The sequence below is a fragment of the Tenacibaculum dicentrarchi genome (assembly GCF_964036635.1).
GTDB lineage: Bacteria > Bacteroidota > Bacteroidia > Flavobacteriales > Flavobacteriaceae > Polaribacter > Polaribacter dicentrarchi.
On record NZ_OZ038524.1, the window covers coordinates 328,263 to 353,245 of the forward strand.

28 protein-coding genes and 1 pseudogene are annotated in these 24,983 nt (G+C 30.0%); 12 read left to right on the plus strand and 17 right to left on the minus strand.

The window, feature by feature from the left end; translation table 11 throughout:
* Positions 1 to 9: 9 nt before the first annotated feature.
* The 5 genes from truB to mce form a co-directional block, all read right to left on the minus strand.
* A complete protein-coding gene (gene truB / locus ABNT14_RS01405; RefSeq protein ID WP_101902502.1) occupies positions 10 to 717 on the minus strand; it encodes a tRNA pseudouridine(55) synthase TruB in 708 nt (235 codons plus the stop codon).
* Between the two features lie 39 nt (positions 718 to 756).
* A complete protein-coding gene (locus tag ABNT14_RS01410) occupies positions 757 to 1,551 on the minus strand; it encodes an undecaprenyl-diphosphate phosphatase (RefSeq protein WP_101902503.1) in 795 nt (264 codons plus the stop codon).
* A gap of 2 nt (positions 1,552 to 1,553) precedes the next feature.
* The gene (locus ABNT14_RS01415; protein WP_101902504.1) at positions 1,554 to 1,796 is read right to left on the minus strand and encodes a DUF3098 domain-containing protein; all 243 of its coding nucleotides are present in this window, start codon (positions 1,794 to 1,796) and stop codon (positions 1,554 to 1,556) included.
* A gap of 7 nt (positions 1,797 to 1,803) precedes the next feature.
* Complete coding sequence (locus tag ABNT14_RS01420) at positions 1,804 to 2,682, minus strand: cell division protein FtsX (protein ID WP_101902505.1); 879 nt, start codon at positions 2,680 to 2,682, stop codon at positions 1,804 to 1,806.
* A gap of 62 nt (positions 2,683 to 2,744) precedes the next feature.
* Positions 2,745 to 3,146, minus strand: a complete 402-nt coding sequence (gene mce / locus ABNT14_RS01425) for a methylmalonyl-CoA epimerase (RefSeq protein ID WP_101902506.1) — start codon at positions 3,144 to 3,146, stop codon at positions 2,745 to 2,747.
* Between the two features lie 121 nt (positions 3,147 to 3,267).
* On the opposite strand from mce, the gene rbfA reads away from it, so the two are divergent.
* On the plus strand, positions 3,268 to 3,663 hold the full coding sequence (gene rbfA / locus ABNT14_RS01430; RefSeq protein ID WP_101902507.1) for a 30S ribosome-binding factor RbfA: 396 nt from the start codon (positions 3,268 to 3,270) through the stop codon (positions 3,661 to 3,663).
* 38 nt (positions 3,664 to 3,701) lie between these two features.
* Positions 3,702 to 4,904, plus strand: a complete 1,203-nt coding sequence (locus ABNT14_RS01435) for an ABC transporter permease (RefSeq protein ID WP_101902508.1) — start codon at positions 3,702 to 3,704, stop codon at positions 4,902 to 4,904.
* Between the two features lie 90 nt (positions 4,905 to 4,994).
* On the opposite strand, the gene dusB is transcribed toward ABNT14_RS01435, so the two are convergent.
* The 4 genes from dusB to ABNT14_RS01455 form a co-directional block, all read right to left on the minus strand.
* Positions 4,995 to 5,996, minus strand: coding sequence for a tRNA dihydrouridine synthase DusB (gene dusB / locus ABNT14_RS01440; protein WP_101902509.1), 1,002 nt, complete (start codon positions 5,994 to 5,996; stop codon positions 4,995 to 4,997).
* Between the two features lie 55 nt (positions 5,997 to 6,051).
* On the minus strand, positions 6,052 to 6,702 hold the full coding sequence (locus tag ABNT14_RS01445; protein WP_101902510.1) for a hypothetical protein: 651 nt from the start codon (positions 6,700 to 6,702) through the stop codon (positions 6,052 to 6,054).
* A 126-nt stretch (positions 6,703 to 6,828) separates the two neighbouring features.
* A complete protein-coding gene (locus ABNT14_RS01450) occupies positions 6,829 to 7,392 on the minus strand; it encodes an NADPH-dependent FMN reductase (RefSeq protein WP_101902511.1) in 564 nt (187 codons plus the stop codon).
* A gap of 39 nt (positions 7,393 to 7,431) precedes the next feature.
* Positions 7,432 to 7,881: a tetratricopeptide repeat protein gene (locus ABNT14_RS01455; RefSeq protein ID WP_101902512.1), complete on the minus strand. Its 450-nt coding sequence runs from the start codon at positions 7,879 to 7,881 to the stop codon at positions 7,432 to 7,434.
* Positions 7,882 to 8,066: 185 nt separating this feature from the next.
* Between ABNT14_RS01455 and lepA the strand changes: the two genes are divergently transcribed.
* Both lepA and ABNT14_RS01465 read left to right on the plus strand, forming a co-directional pair.
* Positions 8,067 to 9,863 (plus strand): translation elongation factor 4, encoded by a 1,797-nt coding sequence (gene lepA, locus ABNT14_RS01460; protein ID WP_101902513.1) that lies wholly within the window; start codon positions 8,067 to 8,069, stop codon positions 9,861 to 9,863.
* A gap of 119 nt (positions 9,864 to 9,982) precedes the next feature.
* Positions 9,983 to 10,225, plus strand: a complete 243-nt coding sequence (locus ABNT14_RS01465; RefSeq protein WP_101902514.1) for a CBU_0592 family membrane protein — start codon at positions 9,983 to 9,985, stop codon at positions 10,223 to 10,225.
* 1 nt (position 10,226) lies between these two features.
* Here ABNT14_RS01465 and ABNT14_RS01470 read toward each other — a convergent pair whose 3' ends face one another.
* Positions 10,227 to 10,829, minus strand: a complete 603-nt coding sequence (locus tag ABNT14_RS01470; protein WP_101902515.1) for a TetR family transcriptional regulator — start codon at positions 10,827 to 10,829, stop codon at positions 10,227 to 10,229.
* A gap of 239 nt (positions 10,830 to 11,068) precedes the next feature.
* Between ABNT14_RS01470 and ABNT14_RS01475 the strand changes: the two genes are divergently transcribed.
* Positions 11,069 to 11,464, plus strand: a complete 396-nt coding sequence (locus tag ABNT14_RS01475) for a carboxypeptidase-like regulatory domain-containing protein (protein WP_159459528.1) — start codon at positions 11,069 to 11,071, stop codon at positions 11,462 to 11,464.
* Here the strand turns inward: ABNT14_RS01475 and ABNT14_RS01480 are convergent.
* Positions 11,408 to 12,099: pseudogene (locus tag ABNT14_RS01480) on the minus strand (IS1 family transposase). The gene ABNT14_RS01475 and the pseudogene ABNT14_RS01480 sit on opposite strands and share 57 nt — an antisense overlap.
* Before the next feature lie 46 nt (positions 12,100 to 12,145).
* On the opposite strand from ABNT14_RS01480, the gene ABNT14_RS01485 reads away from it, so the two are divergent.
* Positions 12,146 to 12,547 (plus strand): SusD/RagB family nutrient-binding outer membrane lipoprotein, encoded by a 402-nt coding sequence (locus tag ABNT14_RS01485; RefSeq protein ID WP_101902517.1) that lies wholly within the window; start codon positions 12,146 to 12,148, stop codon positions 12,545 to 12,547.
* A 133-nt stretch (positions 12,548 to 12,680) separates the two neighbouring features.
* Here ABNT14_RS01485 and ABNT14_RS01490 read toward each other — a convergent pair whose 3' ends face one another.
* Positions 12,681 to 13,379, minus strand: coding sequence for a zinc metallopeptidase (locus ABNT14_RS01490; RefSeq protein ID WP_101902518.1), 699 nt, complete (start codon positions 13,377 to 13,379; stop codon positions 12,681 to 12,683).
* Positions 13,380 to 13,487: 108 nt separating this feature from the next.
* Between ABNT14_RS01490 and ABNT14_RS01495 the strand changes: the two genes are divergently transcribed.
* The 6 genes from ABNT14_RS01495 (at position 13,488) to ABNT14_RS01520 (ending at position 17,823) form a co-directional block, all read left to right on the plus strand.
* Positions 13,488 to 14,528: an asparaginase gene (locus tag ABNT14_RS01495; protein WP_101902519.1), complete on the plus strand. Its 1,041-nt coding sequence runs from the start codon at positions 13,488 to 13,490 to the stop codon at positions 14,526 to 14,528.
* 236 nt (positions 14,529 to 14,764) lie between these two features.
* Positions 14,765 to 15,478 (plus strand): MotA/TolQ/ExbB proton channel family protein, encoded by a 714-nt coding sequence (locus tag ABNT14_RS01500; RefSeq protein ID WP_101902520.1) that lies wholly within the window; start codon positions 14,765 to 14,767, stop codon positions 15,476 to 15,478.
* 8 nt (positions 15,479 to 15,486) lie between these two features.
* On the plus strand, positions 15,487 to 15,924 hold the full coding sequence (locus ABNT14_RS01505) for a hypothetical protein (RefSeq protein ID WP_101902521.1): 438 nt from the start codon (positions 15,487 to 15,489) through the stop codon (positions 15,922 to 15,924).
* Between the two features lie 6 nt (positions 15,925 to 15,930).
* Positions 15,931 to 16,557, plus strand: a complete 627-nt coding sequence (locus tag ABNT14_RS01510; RefSeq protein ID WP_101902522.1) for an ExbD/TolR family protein — start codon at positions 15,931 to 15,933, stop codon at positions 16,555 to 16,557.
* Between the two features lie 18 nt (positions 16,558 to 16,575).
* Positions 16,576 to 17,046: an ExbD/TolR family protein gene (locus tag ABNT14_RS01515; RefSeq protein WP_058884231.1), complete on the plus strand. Its 471-nt coding sequence runs from the start codon at positions 16,576 to 16,578 to the stop codon at positions 17,044 to 17,046.
* A gap of 105 nt (positions 17,047 to 17,151) precedes the next feature.
* Positions 17,152 to 17,823: a porin family protein gene (locus ABNT14_RS01520; RefSeq protein WP_101902523.1), complete on the plus strand. Its 672-nt coding sequence runs from the start codon at positions 17,152 to 17,154 to the stop codon at positions 17,821 to 17,823.
* Here ABNT14_RS01520 and ABNT14_RS01525 read toward each other — a convergent pair.
* The 5 genes from ABNT14_RS01525 to ABNT14_RS01545 form a co-directional block, all read right to left on the minus strand.
* Complete coding sequence (locus ABNT14_RS01525; RefSeq protein WP_101902524.1) at positions 17,818 to 18,417, minus strand: hypothetical protein; 600 nt, start codon at positions 18,415 to 18,417, stop codon at positions 17,818 to 17,820. The two genes, ABNT14_RS01520 and ABNT14_RS01525, sit on opposite strands and share 6 nt — an antisense overlap.
* A gap of 3 nt (positions 18,418 to 18,420) precedes the next feature.
* A complete protein-coding gene (gene rpoN / locus ABNT14_RS01530; protein WP_101902525.1) occupies positions 18,421 to 19,893 on the minus strand; it encodes an RNA polymerase factor sigma-54 in 1,473 nt (490 codons plus the stop codon).
* Between the two features lie 85 nt (positions 19,894 to 19,978).
* Positions 19,979 to 21,412 (minus strand): asparagine--tRNA ligase, encoded by a 1,434-nt coding sequence (asnS, locus tag ABNT14_RS01535; protein ID WP_101902526.1) that lies wholly within the window; start codon positions 21,410 to 21,412, stop codon positions 19,979 to 19,981.
* 226 nt (positions 21,413 to 21,638) lie between these two features.
* Complete coding sequence (locus tag ABNT14_RS01540) at positions 21,639 to 22,376, minus strand: LuxR C-terminal-related transcriptional regulator (protein WP_101902527.1); 738 nt, start codon at positions 22,374 to 22,376, stop codon at positions 21,639 to 21,641.
* Between the two features lie 207 nt (positions 22,377 to 22,583).
* Positions 22,584 to 24,953: an efflux RND transporter permease subunit gene (locus ABNT14_RS01545; protein WP_101902528.1), complete on the minus strand. Its 2,370-nt coding sequence runs from the start codon at positions 24,951 to 24,953 to the stop codon at positions 22,584 to 22,586.
* Positions 24,954 to 24,983 lie beyond the last annotated feature (30 nt).

Genomic DNA, 24,983 nt, shown 5'->3' on the forward strand with positions numbered 1-24,983 from the left:
TAACAAAAACTATTCCACTTCTAAATTTTTTTCTAATGATTTTATAAATTCATCAATGCTTACGGCATTATCTACATGAAAATCTCCAATTTTGGTTCTTCTTAATTTTGATAAATGAGCACCTGATTTTAAAGCAGCTCCAAAATCAAAAGCTAATGAACGAATGTAGGTTCCTTTGCTACAAACAACTCTAAAATCAAGATTGTTGCCATTTATTTTAGTGATTTCAAAAACAGGAATGGTAATTTCTCTTGTTTTTATTTCGGTAGTTTCTCCTTTTCGGGCAAGTTCATATAAACGAACACCTTCTTTTTTTATCGCCGAAAAAATAGGTGGTTTCTGTTGAATTACGCCCGTAAATTGCTTGGTGGTTTCATGAATTAATTCTTCGGTAATATGATCCGTAGAAAAAATTTCATTTACTTGGGTTTCTAAATCATAACTAGGCGTTGTTCCTCCTAAAGTAATTGTACCAGTATATTCTTTTATTTGTGCCTGATATTGGTCAATAATTTTGGTTTTTTTACCTGTACAAAGTATTAATAAACCTGTTGCCAACGGATCTAAAGTTCCGGCATGCCCAACTTTTATTTTTTTGATGTTAAAGCGTTGTTTTATGTGCCAACGCAATTTATTTACTACCTGAAAAGACGTCCATTCTAGGGGTTTATCAATTAATAAAACTTGTCCGTTTTTATAATCTTCTACTGTTTTCATACTTAAAAATAACTTGAAATGATTTGAAAATAACTTGAATTAAAAGAATAAAGAATATCCAATAGCTATGAATCCTACAATAGCACAGTAAATTGAAAAATAAGATAATTTACTCTTTTTAACTAAAGCAATCATCCAATTACAGGCAACTAATCCTGAAAGGAAAGCTGCTATAAAACCTGCTGATATCGGTATAATTTCTGAAGATTGAAAATTAATATCTCCACCTAAAAAATCTTTAGCTATTTTTCCAAATATAAGAGGAACGACCATTAAAAATGAAAATCGAGCGGCTTTACTACGGTCAATTCCTAATAAAACCGACGTTGAAATAGTAGCTCCTGAACGAGAAATTCCTGGTAACATAGCAATTGCTTGCGAAACTCCAATAATTAAAGCATTTTTAAAAGAAACTTCTTTATTGGTGTTTTTAGCTTTATCAGCAAATAATAATAATACGGCGGTAACTAATAACATTATTCCTACTAATAATATTTTTCCACCGAAAAAAGCTTCTAATTGTTTTTCAAATGCTAAACCAATAATTACCGCTGGTAGCATCGAAATTATAATTTTTACTGAAAATTTCATTGGGTCGTTCCATTTAAATTGGAATAATCCGCTGAAAATTTCGGCAACTTCTTTTCTGAATATCACCAAGGTACTTAATGCGGTTGCAAAATGTAAAACGACGGTAAACGTTAAACTTTCTTCAGGTACCGAAGTATCGCCTAAAATTGCTTTTGCTAATTCTAAATGTCCGCTTGACGATACGGGTAAAAATTCGGTAAGCCCTTGAATAATACCAAGGATAATAGCTTCTAATAAATTCATGCTTATTTTTTTGGATTGGCTAAAATAGCATAAATTTCGATTCCTAAACCGATAATAACAAAGGTTGGTGCTAATCGAATTCTGCGCCAGCTATAAATTTCTTCGTTAAACACAGTTGGGTCATCGCTTCCGCCACCTGACATTAAAATAAAGCCTAGTGAAATAACTGCTAAACCGATTAACATAATGCTATAATTTAGTTTGCCGAATAAAAATTCTGGTTTTGAAATACTGTCTTTTTCCATGAAAATTTTAGTAATATAAATCGTTTGTTTGTAAGTTTAAAAAACGCTGTGTAGCAAAAAATGTGCTGATACAAGTAATTAAAAAAGCCGAAAATAAAACACCTACAGCTAAATAAATTAGTGAAATATAATCGGTTAATAAATTTAAGTTAGGAATGTGTTTGTTTATATAATACACCACAAATGCTAATCCGCATAAAGAAATAAAAGCGCCTAAAAGCCCTAATTTGATGCTTTGGAAAATAAAAGGACGGCGTATAAAACTTTTTGTTGCGCCTACCATTTGCATGGTTTTTATGTTAAATCGTTTCGAATAAATAGATAATCGGATAGAGCTATTGATTAATAAAATAACCATTAATCCAAAGAAACCACTTAAAACTAACAGCCAAAAACTAATTTGTTTAATATTTTCTGTTAGCAGTTTAACCAAGGGTTTATCGTAATTTATTTCTGCAATAAAATCATTTTTACCAAATTGTTTTTTTATAACCTCCATTTTTTCAGGTGTTACAAAATCGGCTTTTAAATAAATATCAATGCCATTTTTAAGTGGATTATCGCCTAAAAAGACTAAAAAATCTTCGCCTAAATCTTCTTTGTATATTTTAGCGGCTTTCTCTTTAGATATATAAACCACCTTTTTGCTGTATTTTTCCTTTTCAAGGGTTGCTATAAATTTTTGACGTTGTGTTTTAGTAACTGCATCTTTTAAAAAGATAGTCATGACTACTTTTTCTTTAAAATGATTGGCTACATTGGTTGATTTAAGCAATAGCAACCCTAAAATTCCCATCATAAAAAGCACCAAAGCAATGCTTACTACTACAGAAATGTAAGAGGTTTGTAGGCGGCGTTTTTGAAAAGAGTCAAAAGAATTAGACATGCTTGAATAGGTGTTTTAGACTTTGCAAGATACAAATATTTACGATGTTTTAAATGAATGTATTATCCGATTTCTTGACATAACTCAATTAAAACTCCATTTGTTGTTTTAGGATGTAAAAAAGCGACTAATTTATTGTCTGCGCCTTTTTTGGGTGTTTCATTTAATAGGGTAAAACCTTCTTTTTTTAGGCGTTTTATTTCTGATTTTATATCGGCAACTGCAAAAGCGATATGATGTATTCCTTCGCCTTTTTTTGCTATAAATTTAGCAATAGGACTTTCGGGGTTTGTAGCTTCAAGGAGTTCAATTTTATTTTTACCTGTTTTAAAAAACGATGTTTTTACGCTTTCACTATCTACTTTTTCGGTTTTATAGGGAGGCTTTCCTAAAAGAGCAGTAAATAATGTATTCGATTCGGCTAAATTTTTTACCGCAATACCAATATGTTCTATTTTATCCATAAGGTAAAAATAATAAAATATAAGAAGTTTTTATCGGCTAAAAAAGAGGTGCTTTTAAAGCTTTTATTATTAGTTGAAAAATAAAATTTACACTCCGTTATTTTATCCTTAAATTTGCAGCATGGAAGAAACGAACAGACAACGAAAAATTGCAGGAGTATTGCAATTAGATTTGGTAGATGTGTTACAGCGTGCGGCACAAAATGGAATGAAAGGAGTAATTATATCGGTATCTAAAGTTTCAGTAACTGCCGATTTAGGAGTCGCTAAAATATATTTAAGCGTTTTTCCTTCTGATAAAAGAGATGAAATTGTACAAGGTGTAATTTCTAACACGCCGTTAATTCGTCATGAATTAGCAAAACGTACTAGAAATCAATTAAGAAGAATGCCAGAATTATTATTTTTTGGTGATGATAGTTTAGATTATATTGAAGAAATTGATAAGTCTTTAAAAGGTGATGATGTAGATCCTATTCAAAACCCAGATGTATTGCCACGTCGTCAAAAACGTTAATAATTTTTTTTACATGGCTAATTAAAATTTATTAAAATTTGAAATTTCCTTTATACATCGCTAAAAGATACCTGTTTTCTAAAACAAGCACCAACGCTATAAATATTATTACATTTATAGCTGTTTTTAGCGTTGTTGTAGGGGCTTTGGCGTTGTTTGTAATTTTATCAGGCTTTTCAGGATTAAGAACTTTTAGTGATTCTTTGTTAAATGCCTCTGATCCTGATATCAAAATAAGTATTGTTAAAGGAAAATCTTTTGAATATTCTGATGATGTTCATCAGAAATTAATAAAAGATACCGAAATAAAGACAATTTCAAAAGTAATAGAAGAACGTGTGTTTTTAAAATATAAAGATAAAACACATATTGCTTATATTAAAGGAGTAGATGCTAGTTATAAGGATATTATTCCTGTAGATTCACTATTAACTGTTGGTACTTGGGTTGATCCTGAGTTTAAAAATACAGCAGTTATTGGCTACGGAATTTCTTATAAATTGTCGTTAGGAGCTTTAAATTTTGGAGCGCCCTTACAAATTATGGTTCCCAAGCCAGGAAAAGGTTTTGTAAATGCAAATAATGCCTATACTTCTGTTGATACGCAAGTAATAGGAGCGTATTCAGGTTCAGAAGAATTTCAAAATAAATATGTTTTTACTGAATTATCTTTAGCGCAAGAGTTGTTAAATTATACTGAAAATCAAATTTCAGGAATCGAACTAAAATTACAACCAACTTCTAATTTAGATGATTTTCAACAGAAATTACAACATCTTTTAGGTGATAATTTTGAAGTAAAAACCAGAGCGCAATTAAATGCCTTGTATTATAAAGTAATTAATACTGAAAATTTTATTTCGTATTTAATTTTTACCTTAATAATAGCCATTGCCTTATTTAATGTAATCGGTTCTATTATAATGATGATTATTGACAAGCGTCAAAACCTAAAAACACTATATAATTTAGGAGCAAGTATTGATGAAATTAAAAAAATATTTGTGTTACAAGGTTTTTTATTGACTCTTGCAGGAATGTTTGTAGGGCTTGTTTTAGGTGTTTTATTGGTGATAATTCAACAGCGTTACGAACTTTTTATGATTACCCAAAATTTAGCCTATCCAGTAGAGTTTAGATGGTTTAATTTATTAGTTGTTATGCTTACTATTTTAATATTAGGCTATATTTCAGCAAAAATTGCGAGTTCGAGAATTTCAAAATCTTTTATTGAAAAGTAAATTTTTGTAAATTTATCAGAAGAAATAAAAAATCCTCACATATTTTTGAAATAGGCGAGGATTGGTAGTTTTTACTTGAAATGTATCAGGTTATTTAATATCAGGAATAATTGCATTTCCAAATTTAGCTTCTACTTCATCAAGCGCTTTAAAAACATCTTCTGGAGCATCCGAAGTAACCATTTTCATTCTATATTCTTTAAAATGTGGGATTCCTTTAAAATAATTGGTATAATGTCTTCGTGTTTCAAAAACCCCTAAAACAGGTCCTTTCCAATCAATTGCCATTTGCAAATGTCTTCGAGCCATTTCCACACGCTGTGCGATGGTTGGTTTTGCTAAATATTCTCCTGTTTTAAAATAATGTTTTATTTCGTTAAAAAACCAAGGATACCCAATAGAAGCTCTACCAATCATACAGCCATCTAAACCATATACATCACGCATTCTCATGGCTTTTTCAGGCGTATCAACATCACCATTTCCAAACACAGGAATATGCATTCTAGGGTTATTTTTTACTTCGGCAATCGGTGCCCAATTTGCTTCACCTTTATACATTTGTGCACGAGTTCGTCCGTGGATAGAAATTGCAGCACAGCCAACATCTTGTAAACGTTCGGCAACTTCTACAATTTTAATAGAGTCTTCATCCCAGCCTAAACGAGTTTTAACCGTTACAGGTAAATTGGTGTGTTTTACCATTGCTTCGGTTAGGGAAACCATCAAATCGATATCTTTTAAAATACCTGCTCCAGCTCCTTTAGAAACTACTTTTTTAACAGGGCAGCCAAAATTAATATCAATAATATCAGGGTTTGATTTTTCAACGATTTCTACAGATCGTAGCATCGATTCTAAATTTGCACCAAATATTTGAATCCCAACAGGACGTTCTTTTTCGTAAATATCTAATTTCATAACGCTTTTTGCTGCATCACGAATTAATCCTTCCGAAGAAATAAATTCAGTATATACCACATCGGCACCATTTTCTTTGCATAAAGCTCTAAAAGGTGGGTCACTCACATCTTCCATCGGCGCTAATAATAGCGGAAAATCAGGAAGTTCTATATTGCCTATTTTTATCAAAATTTTATAGTCGTATTTAATTGTATTTATATGCTATCTAAAAAAATATATTGTATTATTTACCTAATTCTGTTATTTTTTTCTCGTATAAATTTTTACTTTCTGTAACGGCAATATTTAATTCTTGCATAATACCGTCCACTCTTTGTTCAATACTTTTCATCTGCCCGTTGATTGAATCGAACGAATTCAGTGCTGCTGCAACCTCTAAAGCTTTTACAATTTCAACAGCATCAGTATGTAAAAGTCTTAATTTTTGTATTGCTTTTGCGGTATTGGCAAGTGTTTTATTGTATTTTGATTTTGCTTTTCCAATTGCCGATAAAAGGGTGTTTTTAGTCGCCACATCACTTAAACTATTACTTTGAGTTTCCATTGCGGTAAATAAATTGGATGCTTTTTTCTTTAAATCTTCAAATTCTGTATTAAGATTATTTACTTTTCGATTTACTTTTTCCCAATCTCCATATACTTTAGCAAATTCTCTGTCTTCATTTTTTGCATCTTCTAAAGCGGATTTTAAACTTCCTAATGATGTTAAACCTTTGGTTATTTTTTTGTTTGCGGTTTCTTTTTTGCTTTCGAAAGTTGAAACTTGTGATTTAAATTTTTCCTTTAAACGGATTAAATCTTCAGGGCTTCTATCTTTCCAACAAGAAGTTAATAGTAATAATAATCCAGCAAATAGCAGTGTTTTTTTTAACATCGATAAAAAAATTAAAATTTAATTCCTGCAAATATACAATAGAAGAAATAAAAAAATTCGCCATAACAGTTTTTAAGCCGTTACAGCGAATTATTAACAGACATTTCACTTTACCTCACTTCACTTTTATTTATTTTCAACTAAATGACTAAACCTGTCGATGTAATCTTGTAAAAATTTTTTGGTTCTTTGTACGTTTATATTACCTTTTTCATCAAAATAAGTAGGGGAATTTCCTAAAAAGACTTCGGGCTGTTGAACACTTGGCATATCAAAATAAGATAATGCCAATCGCAGGTTTTTTTGTGAACTATAACCGCCCATTTTTCCTACCGAATGGCTTATAATGGCATTTGGTTTATTTTTCCAGGCCACATCATGATTAGGTTTTGAGCAAACATCAACCGCATTTTTTAAGCAGGCAGGAATTGTTCTGTTATTTTCGGGGGTTACAAATAAAATTCCATCTGAAGATTTTACCGTATTTCGAAACTCGGTATATTCTTTGGGGGTTGGAAAATCGGTTTCTATGGGGTCATCATAATCAAAATTATATAACGGTAAGTCTCTAATTTCAACAATGCTTACTTCAAAATTTTCAGGAAACATATTTAATACATTTTTGGCGGTTTTACGAGCGTAAGAGCCTTTGCGTAAACTTCCTACTATAATGCTTATTTTTTTAGTCATTTTTATCTTTTTTAGTGATTTTTTGTTGATTTTTATAGTTTAAGCCTCATTTTTTAATAAGTTTTCTTTTAAAACTAACATTAAGTAATCTTCGTTATTTTCGTATTGAATTTCTTTTGTAAAATTAAAATAGTTTAGGGTTGCTCTTCGTAATTCTGACTGAATTCTAGGTATAGAATTTTGATTGTTTTCTGCTAAATACAATAAATAATACACCGAATTTTTTAATATTTTAATGGCTTGTTTAGGCTTTCCTAATTCTTTATAAGTATTGGCAATATTGTTACACGAAATCATATAAACCTGCACAAAAGGAATACCAACATTATCACAATTTTCTGTGTTTTTTGTTAAAACTTCAGCTCGATACAAAGCATCTGTATAATAGGTTAATGCTTCGTTATAATTTCCTTGATTAAACAATTCATTTGCATTTTTAGTTTTTATTTTCCAATAGTTCTCGATGCGAGTTATACAAGTATTGCTCATTTTAACAGGATATTAAATTATTTTAGGACAAATGTAATTTATTTTTAGATAAGTCTAAAACTTTTTTTAGATAAAGCTAATAAGGTTGTTTTGTTTAATAAATTTTTATTCAATATAATTTTTAATTGTACAACGTTTTTCAATAAAGTATCTTTGTCAGTCATAAGAGGTTAGATATACGAAGTATGAAGAAAATTAGAAATTTTTGCATTATTGCACATATTGATCACGGTAAAAGCACGCTTGCCGATAGATTACTAGATTATACAGGAGCTGTAACGGAGCGAGAAAAGAAATCACAGTTACTAGATAACATGGATTTAGAGCGTGAACGTGGTATTACCATTAAATCGCACGCCATTCAAATGGACTATACTTTTGAGGGTGAAGATTATATTTTAAATTTAATTGATACACCAGGTCACGTAGATTTTTCGTACGAAGTATCTCGTTCAATTGCCGCTTGTGAAGGTGCATTATTAATTGTTGATGCTGCACAAAGTATTCAAGCACAAACAATTTCTAATTTATATTTAGCTTTAGATAATGATTTGGAAATTATTCCTGTTTTAAATAAAGTTGATTTACCATCAGCAAATCCTGAAGAAGTAACTGATGATATTGTTGATTTATTAGGCTGTGAACCAGAAGATGTAATTCATGCTAGTGGAAAAACTGGTTTTGGTGTTGATAATATTTTAGAAGCAATTATAAATAAAGTTCCTGCTCCTGTAGGAAATCCTGATGCGCCTTTAAAAGCCTTAATTTTTGATTCTGTTTACAATTCTTATAGAGGAATTGAAACTTATTTTAGAGTAATTGATGGTTCTATTAAAAAGAATCAGCGTATTAAATTTATGTCAACAGATACCGAATATAAAGCGGATGAAGTTGGTACTTTAAAATTAGAACAAGAGGTAAAACAAGAAGTAAAAACAGGAGATGTAGGATACCTAATTACAGGTATTAAAGTTGCAAAAGAAGTAAAAGTAGGGGATACAATTACTGATTTTGAAAATCCTACTACTGATATTATAGATGGTTTTGAAGATGTAAAACCAATGGTTTTTGCAGGTATTTATCCTGTTGATACAGAGGATTACGAAGAGTTACGTAATTCAATGGAAAAATTACAATTAAATGATGCTTCTTTGGTATTTCAACCAGAAAGTTCAGCGGCTTTAGGTTTTGGTTTTCGATGTGGATTCTTAGGAATGTTACACATGGAAATTATTCAAGAACGTTTAGAACGTGAATTTAATATGACAGTAATTACTACTGTTCCTAACGTTTCTTACCACGCATACACAAAGAAAAATCCGACGGAAATTATTTTATTAAATAATCCGACAGATTTACCAGACCCATCAAGATTAGAAAAAGTTGAAGAACCTTTTATTAAAGCATCAATCATTACAAAATCTGATTTTGTTGGGCAAGTAATGTCGCTTTGTATTGAAAAAAGAGGGGAAATTGTAAATCAAACTTATTTAACGACTGAAAGAGTTGAATTAACTTTTGATATGCCTTTAGCAGAAATTGTATTTGATTTTTATGATAGATTAAAAACAGTTTCAAAAGGATATGCTTCTTTTGATTATGCACCTATAGGAATGAGAAGTTCAAAATTAGTTCGTGTAGATATCTTATTAAATGGTGACCCTGTTGATGCGCTTTCTGCATTATTACATGCAGATAATGCCTATACAATTGGAAAGAAAATAGTTGAAAAACTAAAAACATTAATCCCAAGGCAACAGTTTGATATTCCTATTCAAGCAGCAATTGGTGCGAAAATTATCGCCAGAGAAACAACAAAAGCGTTACGTAAAGATGTAACAGCAAAATGTTATGGTGGTGATATTTCACGTAAGCGTAAGTTATTAGAAAAGCAGAAAAAAGGTAAGAAAAGAATGCGTCAGGTAGGTAATGTTGAAATTCCTCAAGAAGCATTTATGGCTGTTTTAAAATTAAATGATTAAGTTTTTTTAATAATTGTTTAAAATTATTTTAAAACCTTTTTTATCCAAAGACAATAAAAGTAATCCTAAAAAAGCACTCATTAGAATATTAATGAGTGCTTTTTTTATAACAATTAAAAATGACATTTTTTACTTTAATAGGCTGGCTAGGAACGATACTTTATATTATATCGTACCTGTTTTTAAGTTTAGAGAAATTATCTTCCCGAAAAAAAACATATCATTTTTTGAATATTTTAGGTGCTTGCTGTTTGATTGTAAATGCAATGCCAAATAAAGATTATCCTAATATGGTAGTTAATTTTTTCTGGGGATTAATAGCCTTATTTACCATTATAAAAATACATCGCCGTGCTAATTAACCTATTGTTTGTAAATGATAAATGTGTTAATGTGATTCAAGTAAATTTCTACCTGTTTGTTATAGGTTTCAGAATCGTTTGTTTGAGTTCCTAAATAATAATAGCCACCATCAATCATTGCGAAAATAATTTCAGTTAAGGTATCAATATTATCATTGCTAATAATATGGCGTTCTTTTGCTTGTGTTAATTTTTTGTGTAATGCTAGATGTAATATTTTGTTGAAATTATTAAAATTTTCACGCAACTCTTCATCTCTATAAATTAAAGCGTATAAACTATAAAATACGCCATCATCAATATAATCATTCCATTTTCTTGTAAATAAATTTTTGATAAACGCATTTAAATCATCCTTGTGTTTTATAGAAATGTTTTCTTCGGAATTTATAATTAATAAATATTGCTCTAATATATAATTGTTTAATTCTTTAAGTAAGAGGGCTTTATTGTTAAAATAGTGCATTACCAAGCTTTTACTTATTTGTAAATGCTCGGCAAGTTTACCAATAGAAACATTTTCTAAACCAATTTTTTTTGAGAGTTCATAAAAACCAATAATCATTTCTTTTTTACGAATAGCACTCATATTTTTTCTGCCCATAGCTTGTTTTTATATCAAATATAAGAACTAAAAACTAATGATGTTTAGCTAACATTGATAACATTTAAGCTATAATTAAATAATATTCTAGTGTCTTTTTTTTAACTGAACAGATGTTCAGCTTATTTTCATCTACTGTAGTTTTGCATCAGTAATAAATTAAAAAAACATCAATTCTGGTTGTTTTTTAAATGATAAACTCCTGTTTTAAGACTTCTAATTTAATTAAATACATACTAATGAATAAGATTTTAACATTTTTAATTGTCATGATTTCGTCGGTTATACTAGCGCAGACTGAAATTAAAGGAAAAGTTGTAGATGAATTTGATATGCCTATAACGGGTGCAAATATTATCATCAAAAAAAAGGCAAAAGGAACAAGTACTAATTTTGATGGTGTTTTTACATTAAAAGCTGCTATTAATGATGAATTAGTGGTTTCATTTATGGGGTTCAAAACTCGTTTTATTAGGGTGAAATCAACAAAGTTTTTAAAGATAATTTTAAAAGAAGATGCGAATCAATTAGCGGAAGTTATTATTACTTCATTAGGAATAAAAAAAGAGAAAAAAGCCTTAGGATATTCGGCTACAAAACTTAAAGCTGCCGATATAAATATTGAATATCGCTAATATAGATAATTCGAGTATTTTGATACTTTTAGAATAGCATTTTGACTTTCTTCTCATTCTTGCTAAAAAATATCTAAACAAACTACTGTAGCCTTTCCCTGTAAATGTTTCTGCTTTTGATTGCATGTGTTTATCCTTAGGAATTATTACCTTATATGGTTTCCAATAATCACTCGCAATAGTTTTCATTTGATTGTCTTTAATCCCTTCTCAAAACTTTTGGCTGTTTTTGTGCTATATCCAATAATGAAGAGGAGGAATATTTTACTGTATCTATCAACGGCAATCCAAATAAAACAGTAGTTTTTTTATGCCCAATATAGCTGTGCATCTCATCAAATTCTACCATTTCTATATCTTGAGATTCTGGTTGTAAGCTAGAAATTTCGTTTCCAAAGGCTCTAATCCACTTCAAAATACTAACATTACTTACCCCTAAAAGTCTTCCGATAGAACGAAAACCTAACCCTTCTAAATACAGTTGCAAAGCTTTCTTTTTTGTCGATAGTGGATAATCACAAGAGCGCCTTTCTACGGTGTAATTATATCCACAAGATTTATACTTAGTATCGCTGAATACCTTTTATTACGCCATTTTTAATCTTCTTTTCGCTCTTACATTTTGAATAATCCATATTGTTTTATTTTTTTCTAAGATAGGTAAACTATATTAAGTTAGCAATGCCTTTTATTTTAGCTGAAGCAAAAGAAAAAGGACTGATATCAGTAGGTAATGCCGCTGCTTATTATAACAAAGCAGTAAAAGCTAATTTTGATGATTTAAAAGTGCAAATGCCTGCTGATTTTTTAACAAATACAGCGGTCTATAATTCAACTTCAGAAATATTATACGAACAAAAATGGCTGTCATTATATCATGTTGGTTTAGAGGCATGGTTTGATTGGAAACGAAGCAAAAAACCTTCTTTTATAAAAGCAGGTTCAGGAAATTTAAATGGTAATTTAGTGCCTGTTCGTTTATTATACCCGAGTTTAGAAAAATCTGTAAATAAAACAAATTATAAAAAAGCATCAAGTGCCATGGGAGGCGATACCATGAATGCTGCTGCTTGGTGGTGGTAAAATTTAATTTCTTTTTTATCCAAAGAAAATTAATTATTAAATCTTCAAAATAAAAATAAACACATAAAAAAGCACTCCTTATATTAAGGAGTGCTTTTTTTATTATAATAAATGCTAAAAATAGCTGTGATACCTAATCTCTATTTCCTAAAATTCGCATTCCCCAATATAATAACATAGCTAATGATCCTAAAGCGGCAACTAAATAGGTTCTTGCTGCCCATTTTAAGGCATCTCTCGAGCCCGCTAATTCTTCACGAGTTACAATGTGTTTATCTTCTAGCCAAGCCAAAGCTCTATTGCTAGCGTCATATTCAACAGGTAAAGTTACAAAACTAAACAGCGTACCAACTGCCATAAAAATTAACCCTGCAATAGCAATGTAAAAGCCAATTACTGAGTTACCAGAAGCAGCTCCAAAGGTAATTCCACCAATAACCATCCATTGTGAATACTTAGAAGTAATACTTACCATCGGTACTAATTTTGAACGCATTTGTAAATATTCATAAGCTCTAGCATGTTGTACAGCATGCCCAACTTCGTGTGCTGCAACGGCTGCTGATGCGGCATTTCGTTGGTTATAAACACCTTCACTTAAATTAACCGTCTTGTTTTGAGGGTTGTAATGATCTGTTAACATTCCTGGAGTTGAAATTACTTTTACATCATTAATTCCGTGATCGTTTAACATTTTTTGTGCAATTTCAGCGCCACTCATGCCATTTTTTAAATGAACCTGTGAATATTTCTTAAATTTACGTTTAAGCATATTGCTTACTAACCAGCTACATAGCGAAATAATTCCTATCAGCACATAAAAACCTATCATAAATTATGTTGTTTTAAAAGTTTGTATTGTTTTGTTTGATAAATTTACAACATTAATTATTCCATTATTAAATTTTTTATCAAAAAATCAAAAAAATAAAATATCCAAATGTCAAAAAATCAAAAAAAACCTAAAATTTTAATCGTATATACAGGAGGAACTATTGGTATGGTTAAAGATTATAAAACAGGCGCTTTAAAAGCTTTTGATTTTAGCCAAATATCGAGTAAAATACCTGAATTACAGCAATTACATTGTGAAATAACAACTATTTCATTTGATGAAGCAATTGATTCGTCTAATATGAATGTGAGTTATTATACTAATATTGCGCAAATTATTGCCGACAATTATGATAGATTTGATGGTTTTGTAGTACTTACAGGCTCTGATACTATGTCATATACATCATCAGCAATTAGTTTTATGTTTGAAAATTTACAAAAACCAGTAATTTTTACAGGTTCGCAATTGCCAATTGGTGACTTACGTACCGATGCAAAGGAAAACTTAATTACTTCGATACAAATAGCATCAACACATAAAAATGAAAAACCAGTAATACAAGAAGTTGGGCTTTATTTTGAATATAAATTATATCGAGCTAATAGAACCACTAAAATAAATGCCGAACAATTTGAAGCTTTTACATCAATGAATTATCCGCCTTTAGCGGTAAGTGGCGTGCATTTGAATTTTAATTATCCAGTGTTGTTTGAACCCAAAAAAACAGAAAATAAACTTATCTTCAGAAAAAAATTAGATAATAACGTAGCTATTTTAAAATTATTTCCAGGGATAACCGCTGCGGTTGTAAAAAGCTTGATTAATATTCCTGATTTAAAAGGAATTGTTTTAGAAACCTACGGATCGGGAAATGCACCTACCCAAAAATGGTTTATAAATTTACTTGAAAAAGCAATATTTAAAGGAATTCACATTGTAAATGTAACTCAATGTGCTGGTGGAAGTGTTATCTTAGGGCATTATGAAACTAGTTCTGACCTAAAACGCATCGGAATTATTGATGGAAAAGATATAACGACAGAGACTGCTATTGCTAAAATGATGTATTTATTAGGTGAAAAATTATCAAAAGAAGAGTTTAAACATTATTTTGAAACATCGTTGCGTGGAGAAATTCACTAAATGATATTTTTTTAACTAAATTTATGCTTATAACTACCTGAAATAGTTATAGAAACAAAAATGTGTTATAAATAACCTTAATTTTTTTAATGTACCAAGATTTTTTTGTTACTTGGCAGTCTGAAAATTAAAATTTATCAAATAAGAAAATCAATACTTATTTATGAAAATTTGAGTTTTTTCTAGTAAAAATTGTATTTTTAACCCATTAACTATTTAAAATTAATTATAACAAAATGAAGAAAGTAGTAAATTTCCTAACTGTTGCAGGATTTATGTTTTTAGGGGCTATTCAGTCAGCAAGTGCTCAAGAAGCAGAAAAAACTTTTCACCAAGAGTTAAAACAACGTTTTATTGAAGGAGATCCTCAGTTTATGGGTATCGTATTGGTTGCTTTAATTTTAGGATTAGCAATTGCAATTGAAAGAATTATTTATTTAAACATGGCTACAACGAATACTAAAAAATTAGTAGCAAGTGTAGATGATGCTTTAAGTTCTGGTGGTATTGAAGCTGCTAAAGAGGTTTGTAGAAATACAAAAGGACCTGTTGCTTCTATCTTTTATCAAGGATTAGAAAGAGCTGACGAAGGTTTAGAAGCTGCTGAAAAAGCGGTAGTAGGTTACGGTGGTGTACAAATGGGATTATTAGAGAAAAACGTTTCTTGGTTATCTTTATTTATTGCATTAGCACCAATGTTAGGTTTCATGGGTACTGTAATTGGTATGATTGAAGCTTTTGATAAGATCGCAGTAGCAAATGATATTTCTCCAGCCGTAGTAGCAGGTGGTATTAAAATTGCACTTTTAACAACGGTATTTGGTCTTGTAGCAGCAATTATCTTACAAATTTTTTATAATTACATCGTTTCTAAAATTGATAGTATTGTAAATAATATGGAAGATGCTTCAATTTCTTTAATCGACTTATTAGCTAAGTATAAAAAATAATCAATCGTATGAATAATAAAATATTAACATTACTTGTAGCTTTAATATCACTTATTGGTGTTGGGCTATTTGTAAACGTTGTAATAATAGACAAAGAAAACGTAGAAGCGGTTTCTAATGCAGTGTCTCCTTTAGTAAGTTATTCATATTATTTACTAATTGTAATTGTAATTGTTGCTGTAGTAATTTCACTGTTGAGTATGTTTAAAAACCCAGCAGCCTTAAAGAAAACCTTATTAGGTCTTTCTGTTTTAGGTGTAATTTTAGTGGTTTCATATATATTCTCTTCTGATGCTCAAGTATTAGGTCCTGATGCAGGAGTACTAGTTCCAGCAGGAAGTACTTCTAAATGGGTAGGAACAGGGATTACTTTTACCCTAGTTTTAGGCGTTATTGCAGGAGGTTTTTTTGTAGTAGATTTATTAAAAGGAATCGTTAAATCATAAGTAAACATGGCAAGAAGAGAAAATCCAGAAATTAATGCAGGTTCTATGGCAGATATTGCATTCTTGCTACTTATCTTTTTCCTTGTAACAACTACAATGGATGTTGATTCAGGTATCCCTAAAAAGTTAGCTGAAAAATCAGATGTTGTACCACCTATTGTAAAAGAGAAAAACATTTTTCAAGTCGCTATTAATAGAAACAATCAATTATTCGTAGAGGATGAGGGAATGGATTTAAAAGACTTAAAAGATGCGGCTGTTAAATTTATAGATAACGGTGGTGGTGTTGGTAACCCAATGCCAGGACAAGATGCAGGTGCAACTTGTAACTATTGTCAAGGAGCTAAAGATCCACTTTCGTCAGATCATCCAAACAAAGCCATTATTGCTGTTGAAAGTGATAGAGGTACTGAGTTTGGTATGTATGTTGCTGTTCAAAATGAATTATTAAAAGCTTACGCTGAATTACGTAACAAATTATGCCAACAAAAATACGGTATGAGTTTTACAGAATTAGACAAAACTTTTAAAGCAGGTGCAAGAAAAGATGACGCATTAAGGAAAAAAGTAGAAGATATAAAAAATAGTTATCCTCAAATTATATCGGATACCGAGCCAACAAATGTTCAATAGTATTAAAACAATTTAAGTATGTCTAAATTTAAAAATAAGAAAAAAGAGATGCCAGCAGTGAATACTTCTTCACTTCCTGATATTGTTTTTATGTTATTATTCTTTTTCATGGTAACAACAGTAATGAGAGAAAGCGATTTAGCTATTGAAAATCCTCGTTTACCTAGTGCTAGTGAAGTAAAGAAGCTTGAACGTAAAAGTTTAGTGAGCACTATTTATGTTGGTAAGGCAAAAGATGCTAAATATGGAAAGGGCTATAATAGAATTCAGTTAAACGACAAGATTGCTACACCAGAAGATGTACCTTCTTTTATTTTCTTAGAAAGAGGAAATGTATCGGAAGCTGAAGTTCCTTTTATGACTACTTCTATAAAGATGGATAAAGAATCGAGTGTTGGTACTTTAGCTGATATTCGTGAGAAATTAAGAGACGTAAATGCTCTTAAATTAAGTTTATCTACGCATAAATCAGCAGATATTAAAAAGTAATTACTTTTTAAAAGATAAATACCAAAAAGAGCAATCATAAGGATTGCTCTTTTTTTATGTAAAAAAGTGTATTTTTAGCTAATTTTAATTAGCGAAATTTATTGTATGAAAAATAGTCTTATATTCTTTTTTTTATTTTTATCAATGGCCATTTTCTCTCAAAAAGATTCCTTGCAAATAGGCGATCGTTACTGGGAAGATCAGCTTTATTTAAACGTAACTTTTAACACCTTAACAAATCAACCAAATAAAATTGATAAAAATACTTTTTCATTTGGTTTTTCGGCAGGGTATATAAAAGATATTCCGCTTGTAAAAAGTGGTAAAATGGCTATTGGTATTGGGCTTGGCTACGCAATAGATTCATTTAATCTTAATGTAGAAGCCGTAAAAGAATATTCCGATAATTTACATCTAAATTACATGATAACAGCCAATAAGCTAAAAACACATACCCTTGAAATCCCTATTCAGTTTCGGTTAAGAACATCTACCCAAAATAGTTTTTCTTTTTGGAGGCTTTACACAGGTATTAATTTTAGTTATAATTTAAGTAATACCTTTAGTTATACTGATGATACTATTAAAGCTGTCGATGTTTTAAACTCGGCTAGTTATAATAAATTTCAAACAGGATTAACACTTAGTTCGGGGTATAAAACCTTTAATTTTCATGTGTATTACGGATTAACACCTTTGTTAAAAAATGCTTTTTCAAATGGAGGTAGAGTTAGAAGTAATATAGTACGTTTTGGATTGGCTTTTTACTTATTATAATATGTAAAATGCAATAAAAGGACTTAATATACCAATAAAAAAACCCAAATAAACTTCTTTAACGGTATGTGCTTTTAAATGAAGCCTAGCACTAGCTGAAAGCCCTGAGAGTAGTATTAGAACGATAATTAAAGGAAGTATTGTTATGTTATGTATTTTTTGAAAAAGTAAAAAATAGCCAGTAGTAGCTCCTAAAGACAATAAATGTAAACTTGCTTTTATTTTTAATGAAAAAAGGATATAAATAACCCCTAAGCCAAATACTACACCAAAAAACAAGTAGCTTAAATCTTTAATAATTGTTATTTCAGAGAAAAATTTACCCAATAAAAATAGCAAAGACATCATAAAAAATACTGGAATTTTACGTTCTTTAATTCCATAAACTTCATACGATTTTATATATTTTACTGTTTTTAAAAAAACCAATAAAAGTATTGGAATAATATAAGTGGCAACAAATACCACGCCCAATAAGGTATATTGCTGATAACGGCTTAAATAAACAGGCGTTAAAATAAAATATAAAATGATGCCAATTGTTGGAATAACAATCGGATGTAAAATAGTAGATATGAATTTAGACCAACGCATTTTTTATATTTCTTTACGTAATCTTGCTACCGAAATATCTAGTTGCTCACGATATTTAGCAACCGTTCTTCTAGCAATAGGATAGCCTTTTTCTTTTAATATTTTAGATAATTTTTCATCGGTAAGTGGTTTGCGTTTATCTTCTTCTTGAATAACGGTTTCTAATATTTTTTTAATTTCACGAGTAGAAACATCTTCACCTTGGTCATTTTTCATTGATTCAGAGAAAAATACCTTTATCAATTTTGTTCCGTAAGGTGTTGTTACATATTTACTATTTGCAACTCTTGAAACAGTTGAAACATCCATGTGGATTTCATCGGCAATATCTTTTAAAATCATTGGTTTTAGCTTGCGCTCATCACCTGTTAAAAAATAAGCCTGTTGACGTAGCATAATAGCATTCATGGTAATTAAAAGTGTTTGTTGACGTTGTTTTATAGCATCAATAAACCACTTTGCAGCATCCAATTTTTGCTTAATAAACATCACAGCATCTTTTTGACTTTTACTCTTTTTTGTAGCATCACTATACCCTTTTAGCATATTATTATATTCACGAGAAACATGTAATTCAGGAGCATTACGTGAATTTAAAGTCAATTCTAAATTTCCATCAATAATTTGTATTGAAAAATCAGGAACTATTTGTTCTGCTAATTTATTATTACCAGCATATGAACTACCTGGTTTTGGGTTTAATTTTCCAATTTCGGCAATTATCTCTTTTAAATAATCTTCATCAATATTAAACTTTTCGAGTAGTTTTTTATAATGTTTTTTAACAAAGTGATCAAAAGCATTTTCAAGAATATCAATAGCTAAACTTCTTGTTTGCTTTGCTGATTTTGATTTTAATTGAATAATTAAACATTCCTTTAAATCACGAGCACCAACACCTATAGGGTCTAGTTTTTGAACCACATTAATTAAAATATGTTCTACTTTTTCTTCGGATGTAAAAATATTTTGAGTAAAGGCTAAATCATCTACTAAATCGATAATTTCTCTACGGATATAGCCGCTGTCATCAATACTTCCTACTAAAAAATCGGCAATAGCGCGTTCTTCTTCATTAATTCTAAAGGTATTTAATTGATTATTTAACGATTGATGAAAACTCGTTCCTGCTGCATACGGAATTTGTCTATCTTCATCATCCGCCGAATAATTATTTGCTTGTGTCTTATAACTAGGATACTCATCATCACTTAAATACTCATCAATATTGATGTCTTGTGTATCTATTTTTTCAGTTCCTTCGTCATTATTATAATCATCAGAATCAGCATCTGTTAAGGTATCTTCAAAGTTTTCAGGCTCTTCTTTACCAGTATCTAAAGCAGGGTTTTCTTCAATTTCTTGTTTTAAACGCTCTTCAAAAGCTTGGGTAGGCAATTGAATCAACTTCATTAACTGAATTTGTTGTGGCGATAATTTTTGAAGTAATTTATAATGTAAACTTTGTTTTAGCATACTTACAAATATATGAAATTAAGGTCAAAAAAAAATCGTCATTCTGTGAGGAATGACGATTATATGCTATAAATTTTATTGTTTTTTAAAATTCTGCGTTTTGTGGTGTTCTAGGAAACGGAATTACATCACGAATATTGCTCATTCCTGTAGCAAATAAAACTAAACGTTCAAATCCTAAACCAAATCCTGAATGTACTGCTGTACCAAACTTACGAGTATCTAAATACCACCATAATTCTTCTTCATCAATGTTTAAATCGGCCATTTTAGCTTTTAAAACATCTAAACGCTCTTCTCTTTGAGAACCTCCAACCATTTCTCCAATTCCTGGAAATAAAACATCCATTGCACGAACCGTTTTACCATCGTCATTTAAACGCATGTAAAATGCTTTTATCGTTGCAGGGTAATCAAATAAAATTACAGGGCATTTAAAGTGTTTTTCAACTAAATAACGCTCATGTTCCGATTGTAAATCAACACCCCATTCTGTAATAGGAAATTGAAATTTCTTCTTTTTATTTGGCTTACAATTACGTAAAATATCAAAAGCTTCGGTGTAAGAAACACGTTTAAAGTTGTTATTAGCAACAAAGTTTAATTTTTCAATTAAGCCCATTTCGCTACGCTCCGCCTGTGGTTTTGTTTTATCTTCCTGTGTTAAACGATTGTCTAAAAATGCCAAATCGTCTTTACAGTTTTCTAAAACATAGTTTAAAACCGATTTGATAAAATCTTCAGATAAATCCATATTGGCATCTAAATCATTAAATGCAACCTCAGGTTCAATCATCCAAAATTCGGCTAAATGACGTGTTGTATTTGAATTTTCAGCTCTAAAAGTAGGACCAAAAGTATATACTTTTCCTAATGCCATGGCATAGGTTTCAGCTTCTAACTGACCAGAAACGGTTAAATTAGTTTCTTTTCCGAAGAAATCTTGTGTATAATCAATTTCTCCAGCTTCGTTTAAGGGCGCTTTATTTGTTTCAAAATTAGAAACATGAAACATTTCTCCAGCACCTTCGGCATCAGAACCAGTAACAATTGGTGTATTTACGTAGTTAAATCCGTTTTCTTGAAAATACTTATGAACCCCAAAAGATAAAGCAGAACGAACTCTCATTACAGCACTAAAAGTATTTGTTCTAATACGTAAATGCGCGTTTTCTCTTAAAAACTCTAAACTATGTTTTTTAGGTTGAATAGGGTATTCATCAGGATTCGAATCGCCTAAAATTTCTAGTTTAGTAACTTTTATTTCTACCGATTGTCCTTTACCTTGACTTTCAATTAAAGTACCTGTAATACTCACTGCGGCACTTGTGGTAATTCTTTTTAAAAGTTCTTCATCTGTGTTTTCGAAATCTACAACACATTGAATATTATTAATGGTAGAGCCATCATTTAAAGCAATAAAACGATTGCTTCTAAAGGTTCTAACCCATCCTTTTACGTGTACTTCTTGTAAAAATTTATCCGAATGTAATAATTCGTTAACGCTACTTCTTTTCATCTTTTAAAAATTGAATAGCAAAGATACTTTTTTGAAATAAAACAATCAACGTAGATTCTTATTGTTTTTTATTCATTTTTAGAAGATATTGTTAAAAAAACAGGATTTTTATAATTTGAAGCAATTTCCCGCTTTCCGCACTCGCTCTTTTTTGAAAAAAAATCAAAAAAGGAGCTCAAACAATTGCTACAATCGGGGCTAGGCATTTTAGTAAGCCTACTTTATTTTAAAGAATATGATTAGTATGTGCAAAACTGATTAAATGAGGTAAACTTTTTACATTAAAACGTTTGTAAAGTGGTATTAAACGTTTTTCAACAGCAGACTGACTTACGTTTAATTGGGCTGCAATTTCTTTAAAAGTCATTCCTTTTGATGCCATATAAAGCGCCTGTTTTTCTTTTTTAGAAATTGCCAAGTGCTGAAATAATTCTTTGTTTAAAATTTCTTCAAAATCTGATTTTTCAGGACCATAAACAGCATATTGCATTACATTGCTATGTTTTAATGATTTTATAACCTGCGAAACCGTAATCATTTCTTCTATTTTACCATTAGATGCTTTTAAAATTGCCACTCTTGAAAACAACGGAATAACACTACCGTTTGCATGAATTTTTTCAATTTCTAAAGTGAAGCTATATTTTTCTAAATCAGTTGTTTTTGTTTTAAAAAATTGAAGTGCTTTGTCATTTAATTCGTTTGAAAAATTAAAATGCCTTGGTGAGGTGCAACTTACAATTTTAAGCATGGTAATTTCTTCATCTTTATAGCCTAATAAATCTTCCCATCCGTGAGCATATAACATTCTATTTTCTTTAAAAGAATAAATAGAAATAGCTTCTCCTATAAATTTAGGAATCGTTTTTTTATAAAAGAGATATGCTTTATCATCTTTGGTTAAAGGAGTGTCTGAAACATTTTCTCTAGTATATTGACCAATAGTATGTTGATTTGAGTTCATAAATTATAAAACCTGTGGAAAAACACAGTTGTATAAAAATTAAATTGACTGTACATTTGTGGCATGCTTTGAGGAAAGTAAAAAAATAACTGTAAAAAGAAAAATTTTCGTTATGAAAAAGACGATAAATGTGTATGGAAAAGTTAAAAAAGGGATGGCAAAAGCTGTCCCTTTTTTATTTTAATATATGTTTTATTCGTTTTTAATTTATTTGTTAGTTTCTTCTTTTGGTGGTAGAATTTTAAAATTAGTTTCTTTTAATACTTTTTTATTTGCAATTTTATTTTCAAACGAAAGTAAGAGTGAGGGTAATAATATTAAATTAGATACCATTGCTAATAATAAAGTTACAGAAACTAATCCACCTAAAGCAATTGTTCCTCCAAAACTAGAAATTGTAAAAACTAAAAACCCAAAGAATAATACAATTGAGGTATAAAACATACTTACACCTGTTTCTTGAAGTGCTGCATAAACGGCAGGTTTAATTTTCCAGTTATTGGCTAGTAATTCTTGGCGATATTTCGCTAAAAAATGAATAGTATCATCAACAGAAATACCAAAAGCGATACTAAATACTAAAATAGTAGATGGTTTTATAGGGATGCTAAAAAAGCCCATTAATCCTGCTGTAATTAACAAAGGAAGCATGTTAGGAACTAACGATATGAAAATCATTTTAAATGAACGAAACATCCATGCCATAAAAATTGAAATTAATAAAATAGCAAGCGATAATGAAATGACTAAGTTTTTAATTAAATAATTAGTCCCTTTTAAGAAAACCAAGGCTTTCCCAGTCATAGAAACGGTAAATTTTTCTTTAGGAAACTCTTTTTTGATAACCGCATCTAATCGCCCTTGAATAATATCCATTTTATCAGTACCAACATCTTTCATAAAAGTAGTGATACGTGTATAACGCCCTGTGCTATCTACAAAATTATTTAGCATACCTGTATTGGTATTCGAATTTTTAGAGAAGGCAAAAATATGTGCTTTTTCTTGACTTGTAGGTAATTGATAATATTTTGGGTTTCCTTTGTAGTATGCCTGTTTAGAGTATTTAACTAAATTGGTAATTGAAATGGGCTTTGATAATTCAGGAAACGTTTGAATAGCCTCATTTAATTTTTCCATTTTCTTTAAAGTAGAAAGTTTCATAACACCTTTTTCTCTTTTGGTGTCAATCAATATTTCTAGTGGCATAATTCCGCCAAATTCTGTTTCAAAGAACTTAATATCTTTATAAAACTGTGCTTCTTTGGGCATATCTTCAATTAAACTACCCGAAACACGAATTTGATATAGGCCAATCATACTTAATATGATTACAATAACGGTGGTAATATAAATGGTAATTCGCTGTTCTTTTACCATGCGTTCCATCCAAGAAACGATGTTTTCCATCCACTTTTTTTCTAGGTGATTTAAGTGTTTTTCTTTAGGAAGTGGCATAAAACTATAAAGAATAGGAATAATTAATAAGGCTAAAATAAAAATACTGATAATATTTACAGAGGCTAAAATTCCAAATTCTCGTAACAAACTACTTTTAACAAAAACAAAGGTTGCAAACCCTGAAGCTGTTGTAATATTGGTCATTAAAGTGGCGTTACCAATCTTTGAAATTACACGTTGTAATGACTTTGCTTGGTTTCCATGTTTTTTTATTTCTTGTTGATATTTATTAATCAAGAACACTGCATTTGGTACACCAATTACAATAATTAATGGCGGTATTAAAGCTGATAAAACAGTAATTTCATATCTGAAAAAACCAATAAAACCGAATGCCCAAATAACCCCAATACCAACAACAAGTAGTGTAATAAAAGTAGCTCTAAATGATCGGAAAAAGAAAAAGAATATAAGTGCTGTAATACCTAAAGCACCTAATACGAACAGTTGCATTTCATCAATAATATTTTGAGAATTGATTGTTCTTATATACGGCATTCCTGACATGCGTACATCTATTTGATGGTCTTTTTCAAATTTTTCAACAGTAGGAATTAATCTTTTAGTGATAAAATCTTTACGAGCAGGAGTATTTACAATAGCTTTATCAATATAAATAGCGGTTTGTAAAGTACCTTTGTCGTTGTATAATAAATTATTGTAAAAAGGCAGTTTTTCAAATAATTGCTTCTTAATTTTATCTACTTCTTCATTTGTAGTAGGTTTTTTTTCAAATAGAGGTTCAAGCACAAATTTTCGTTGTTTTCTATCGGCTTTTAATTCTTTAACATCAGCAATAGAAACGCTAAAAGCTACCTCTTTAACACTGTCTAACTCTTTAACAAGCTTGTTCCAAGCATTAAATTTTATAGGGGTAAAAATAGTAGAATCTTTAACACCTAAAATAACTAAGTTACCTTCTTCGCCAAAAATGTCTAAAAATTGATTGTATTGAATATTTGCTTGATGGTCTTCAGGAAGTAAATTTGCTTCGGTGTAGGAAAAGCGCATGTACTTTATTTGAGTAACTAATAGCCCGGTAATAATAGCGATAGCAATTAAAACAAGATATCTGTTTCTCAATATAAATCCAGCAATTTTAGTCCAAAAAGTCATTTGAAAATTTTTTGCAAAGTTATGATAAAA

Bases quoted from the DNA above. Each gene is read 5' to 3' on its own strand.
- truB (WP_101902502.1), bottom strand. From the start codon at position 717: ATGAAAACAGTAGAAGATTATAAAAACGGACAAGTTTTATTAATTGAT.
- ABNT14_RS01410 (WP_101902503.1), bottom strand. From the start codon at position 1,551: ATGAATTTATTAGAAGCTATTATCCTTGGTATTATTCAAGGGCTTACC.
- ABNT14_RS01415 (WP_101902504.1), bottom strand. From the start codon at position 1,796: ATGGAAAAAGACAGTATTTCAAAACCAGAATTTTTATTCGGCAAACTA.
- ABNT14_RS01420 (WP_101902505.1), bottom strand. From the start codon at position 2,682: ATGTCTAATTCTTTTGACTCTTTTCAAAAACGCCGCCTACAAACCTCT.
- mce (WP_101902506.1), bottom strand. From the start codon at position 3,146: ATGGATAAAATAGAACATATTGGTATTGCGGTAAAAAATTTAGCCGAA.
- rbfA (WP_101902507.1), top strand. From the start codon at position 3,268: ATGGAAGAAACGAACAGACAACGAAAAATTGCAGGAGTATTGCAATTA.
- ABNT14_RS01445 (WP_101902510.1), bottom strand. From the start codon at position 6,702: ATGTTAAAAAAAACACTGCTATTTGCTGGATTATTATTACTATTAACT.
- ABNT14_RS01450 (WP_101902511.1), bottom strand. From the start codon at position 7,392: ATGACTAAAAAAATAAGCATTATAGTAGGAAGTTTACGCAAAGGCTCT.
- ABNT14_RS01455 (WP_101902512.1), bottom strand. From the start codon at position 7,881: ATGAGCAATACTTGTATAACTCGCATCGAGAACTATTGGAAAATAAAA.
- lepA (WP_101902513.1), top strand. From the start codon at position 8,067: ATGAAGAAAATTAGAAATTTTTGCATTATTGCACATATTGATCACGGT.
- ABNT14_RS01465 (WP_101902514.1), top strand. From the start codon at position 9,983: ATGACATTTTTTACTTTAATAGGCTGGCTAGGAACGATACTTTATATT.
- ABNT14_RS01470 (WP_101902515.1), bottom strand. From the start codon at position 10,829: ATGGGCAGAAAAAATATGAGTGCTATTCGTAAAAAAGAAATGATTATT.
- ABNT14_RS01475 (WP_159459528.1), top strand. From the start codon at position 11,069: ATGAATAAGATTTTAACATTTTTAATTGTCATGATTTCGTCGGTTATA.
- ABNT14_RS01485 (WP_101902517.1), top strand. From the start codon at position 12,146: ATGCCTTTTATTTTAGCTGAAGCAAAAGAAAAAGGACTGATATCAGTA.
- ABNT14_RS01490 (WP_101902518.1), bottom strand. From the start codon at position 13,379: ATGATAGGTTTTTATGTGCTGATAGGAATTATTTCGCTATGTAGCTGG.
- ABNT14_RS01495 (WP_101902519.1), top strand. From the start codon at position 13,488: ATGTCAAAAAATCAAAAAAAACCTAAAATTTTAATCGTATATACAGGA.
- ABNT14_RS01500 (WP_101902520.1), top strand. From the start codon at position 14,765: ATGAAGAAAGTAGTAAATTTCCTAACTGTTGCAGGATTTATGTTTTTA.
- ABNT14_RS01505 (WP_101902521.1), top strand. From the start codon at position 15,487: ATGAATAATAAAATATTAACATTACTTGTAGCTTTAATATCACTTATT.
- ABNT14_RS01510 (WP_101902522.1), top strand. From the start codon at position 15,931: ATGGCAAGAAGAGAAAATCCAGAAATTAATGCAGGTTCTATGGCAGAT.
- ABNT14_RS01515 (WP_058884231.1), top strand. From the start codon at position 16,576: ATGTCTAAATTTAAAAATAAGAAAAAAGAGATGCCAGCAGTGAATACT.
- ABNT14_RS01520 (WP_101902523.1), top strand. From the start codon at position 17,152: ATGAAAAATAGTCTTATATTCTTTTTTTTATTTTTATCAATGGCCATT.
- ABNT14_RS01525 (WP_101902524.1), bottom strand. From the start codon at position 18,417: ATGCGTTGGTCTAAATTCATATCTACTATTTTACATCCGATTGTTATT.
- rpoN (WP_101902525.1), bottom strand. From the start codon at position 19,893: ATGCTAAAACAAAGTTTACATTATAAATTACTTCAAAAATTATCGCCA.
- asnS (WP_101902526.1), bottom strand. From the start codon at position 21,412: ATGAAAAGAAGTAGCGTTAACGAATTATTACATTCGGATAAATTTTTA.
- ABNT14_RS01540 (WP_101902527.1), bottom strand. From the start codon at position 22,376: ATGAACTCAAATCAACATACTATTGGTCAATATACTAGAGAAAATGTT.
- ABNT14_RS01545 (WP_101902528.1), bottom strand. From the start codon at position 24,953: ATGACTTTTTGGACTAAAATTGCTGGATTTATATTGAGAAACAGATAT.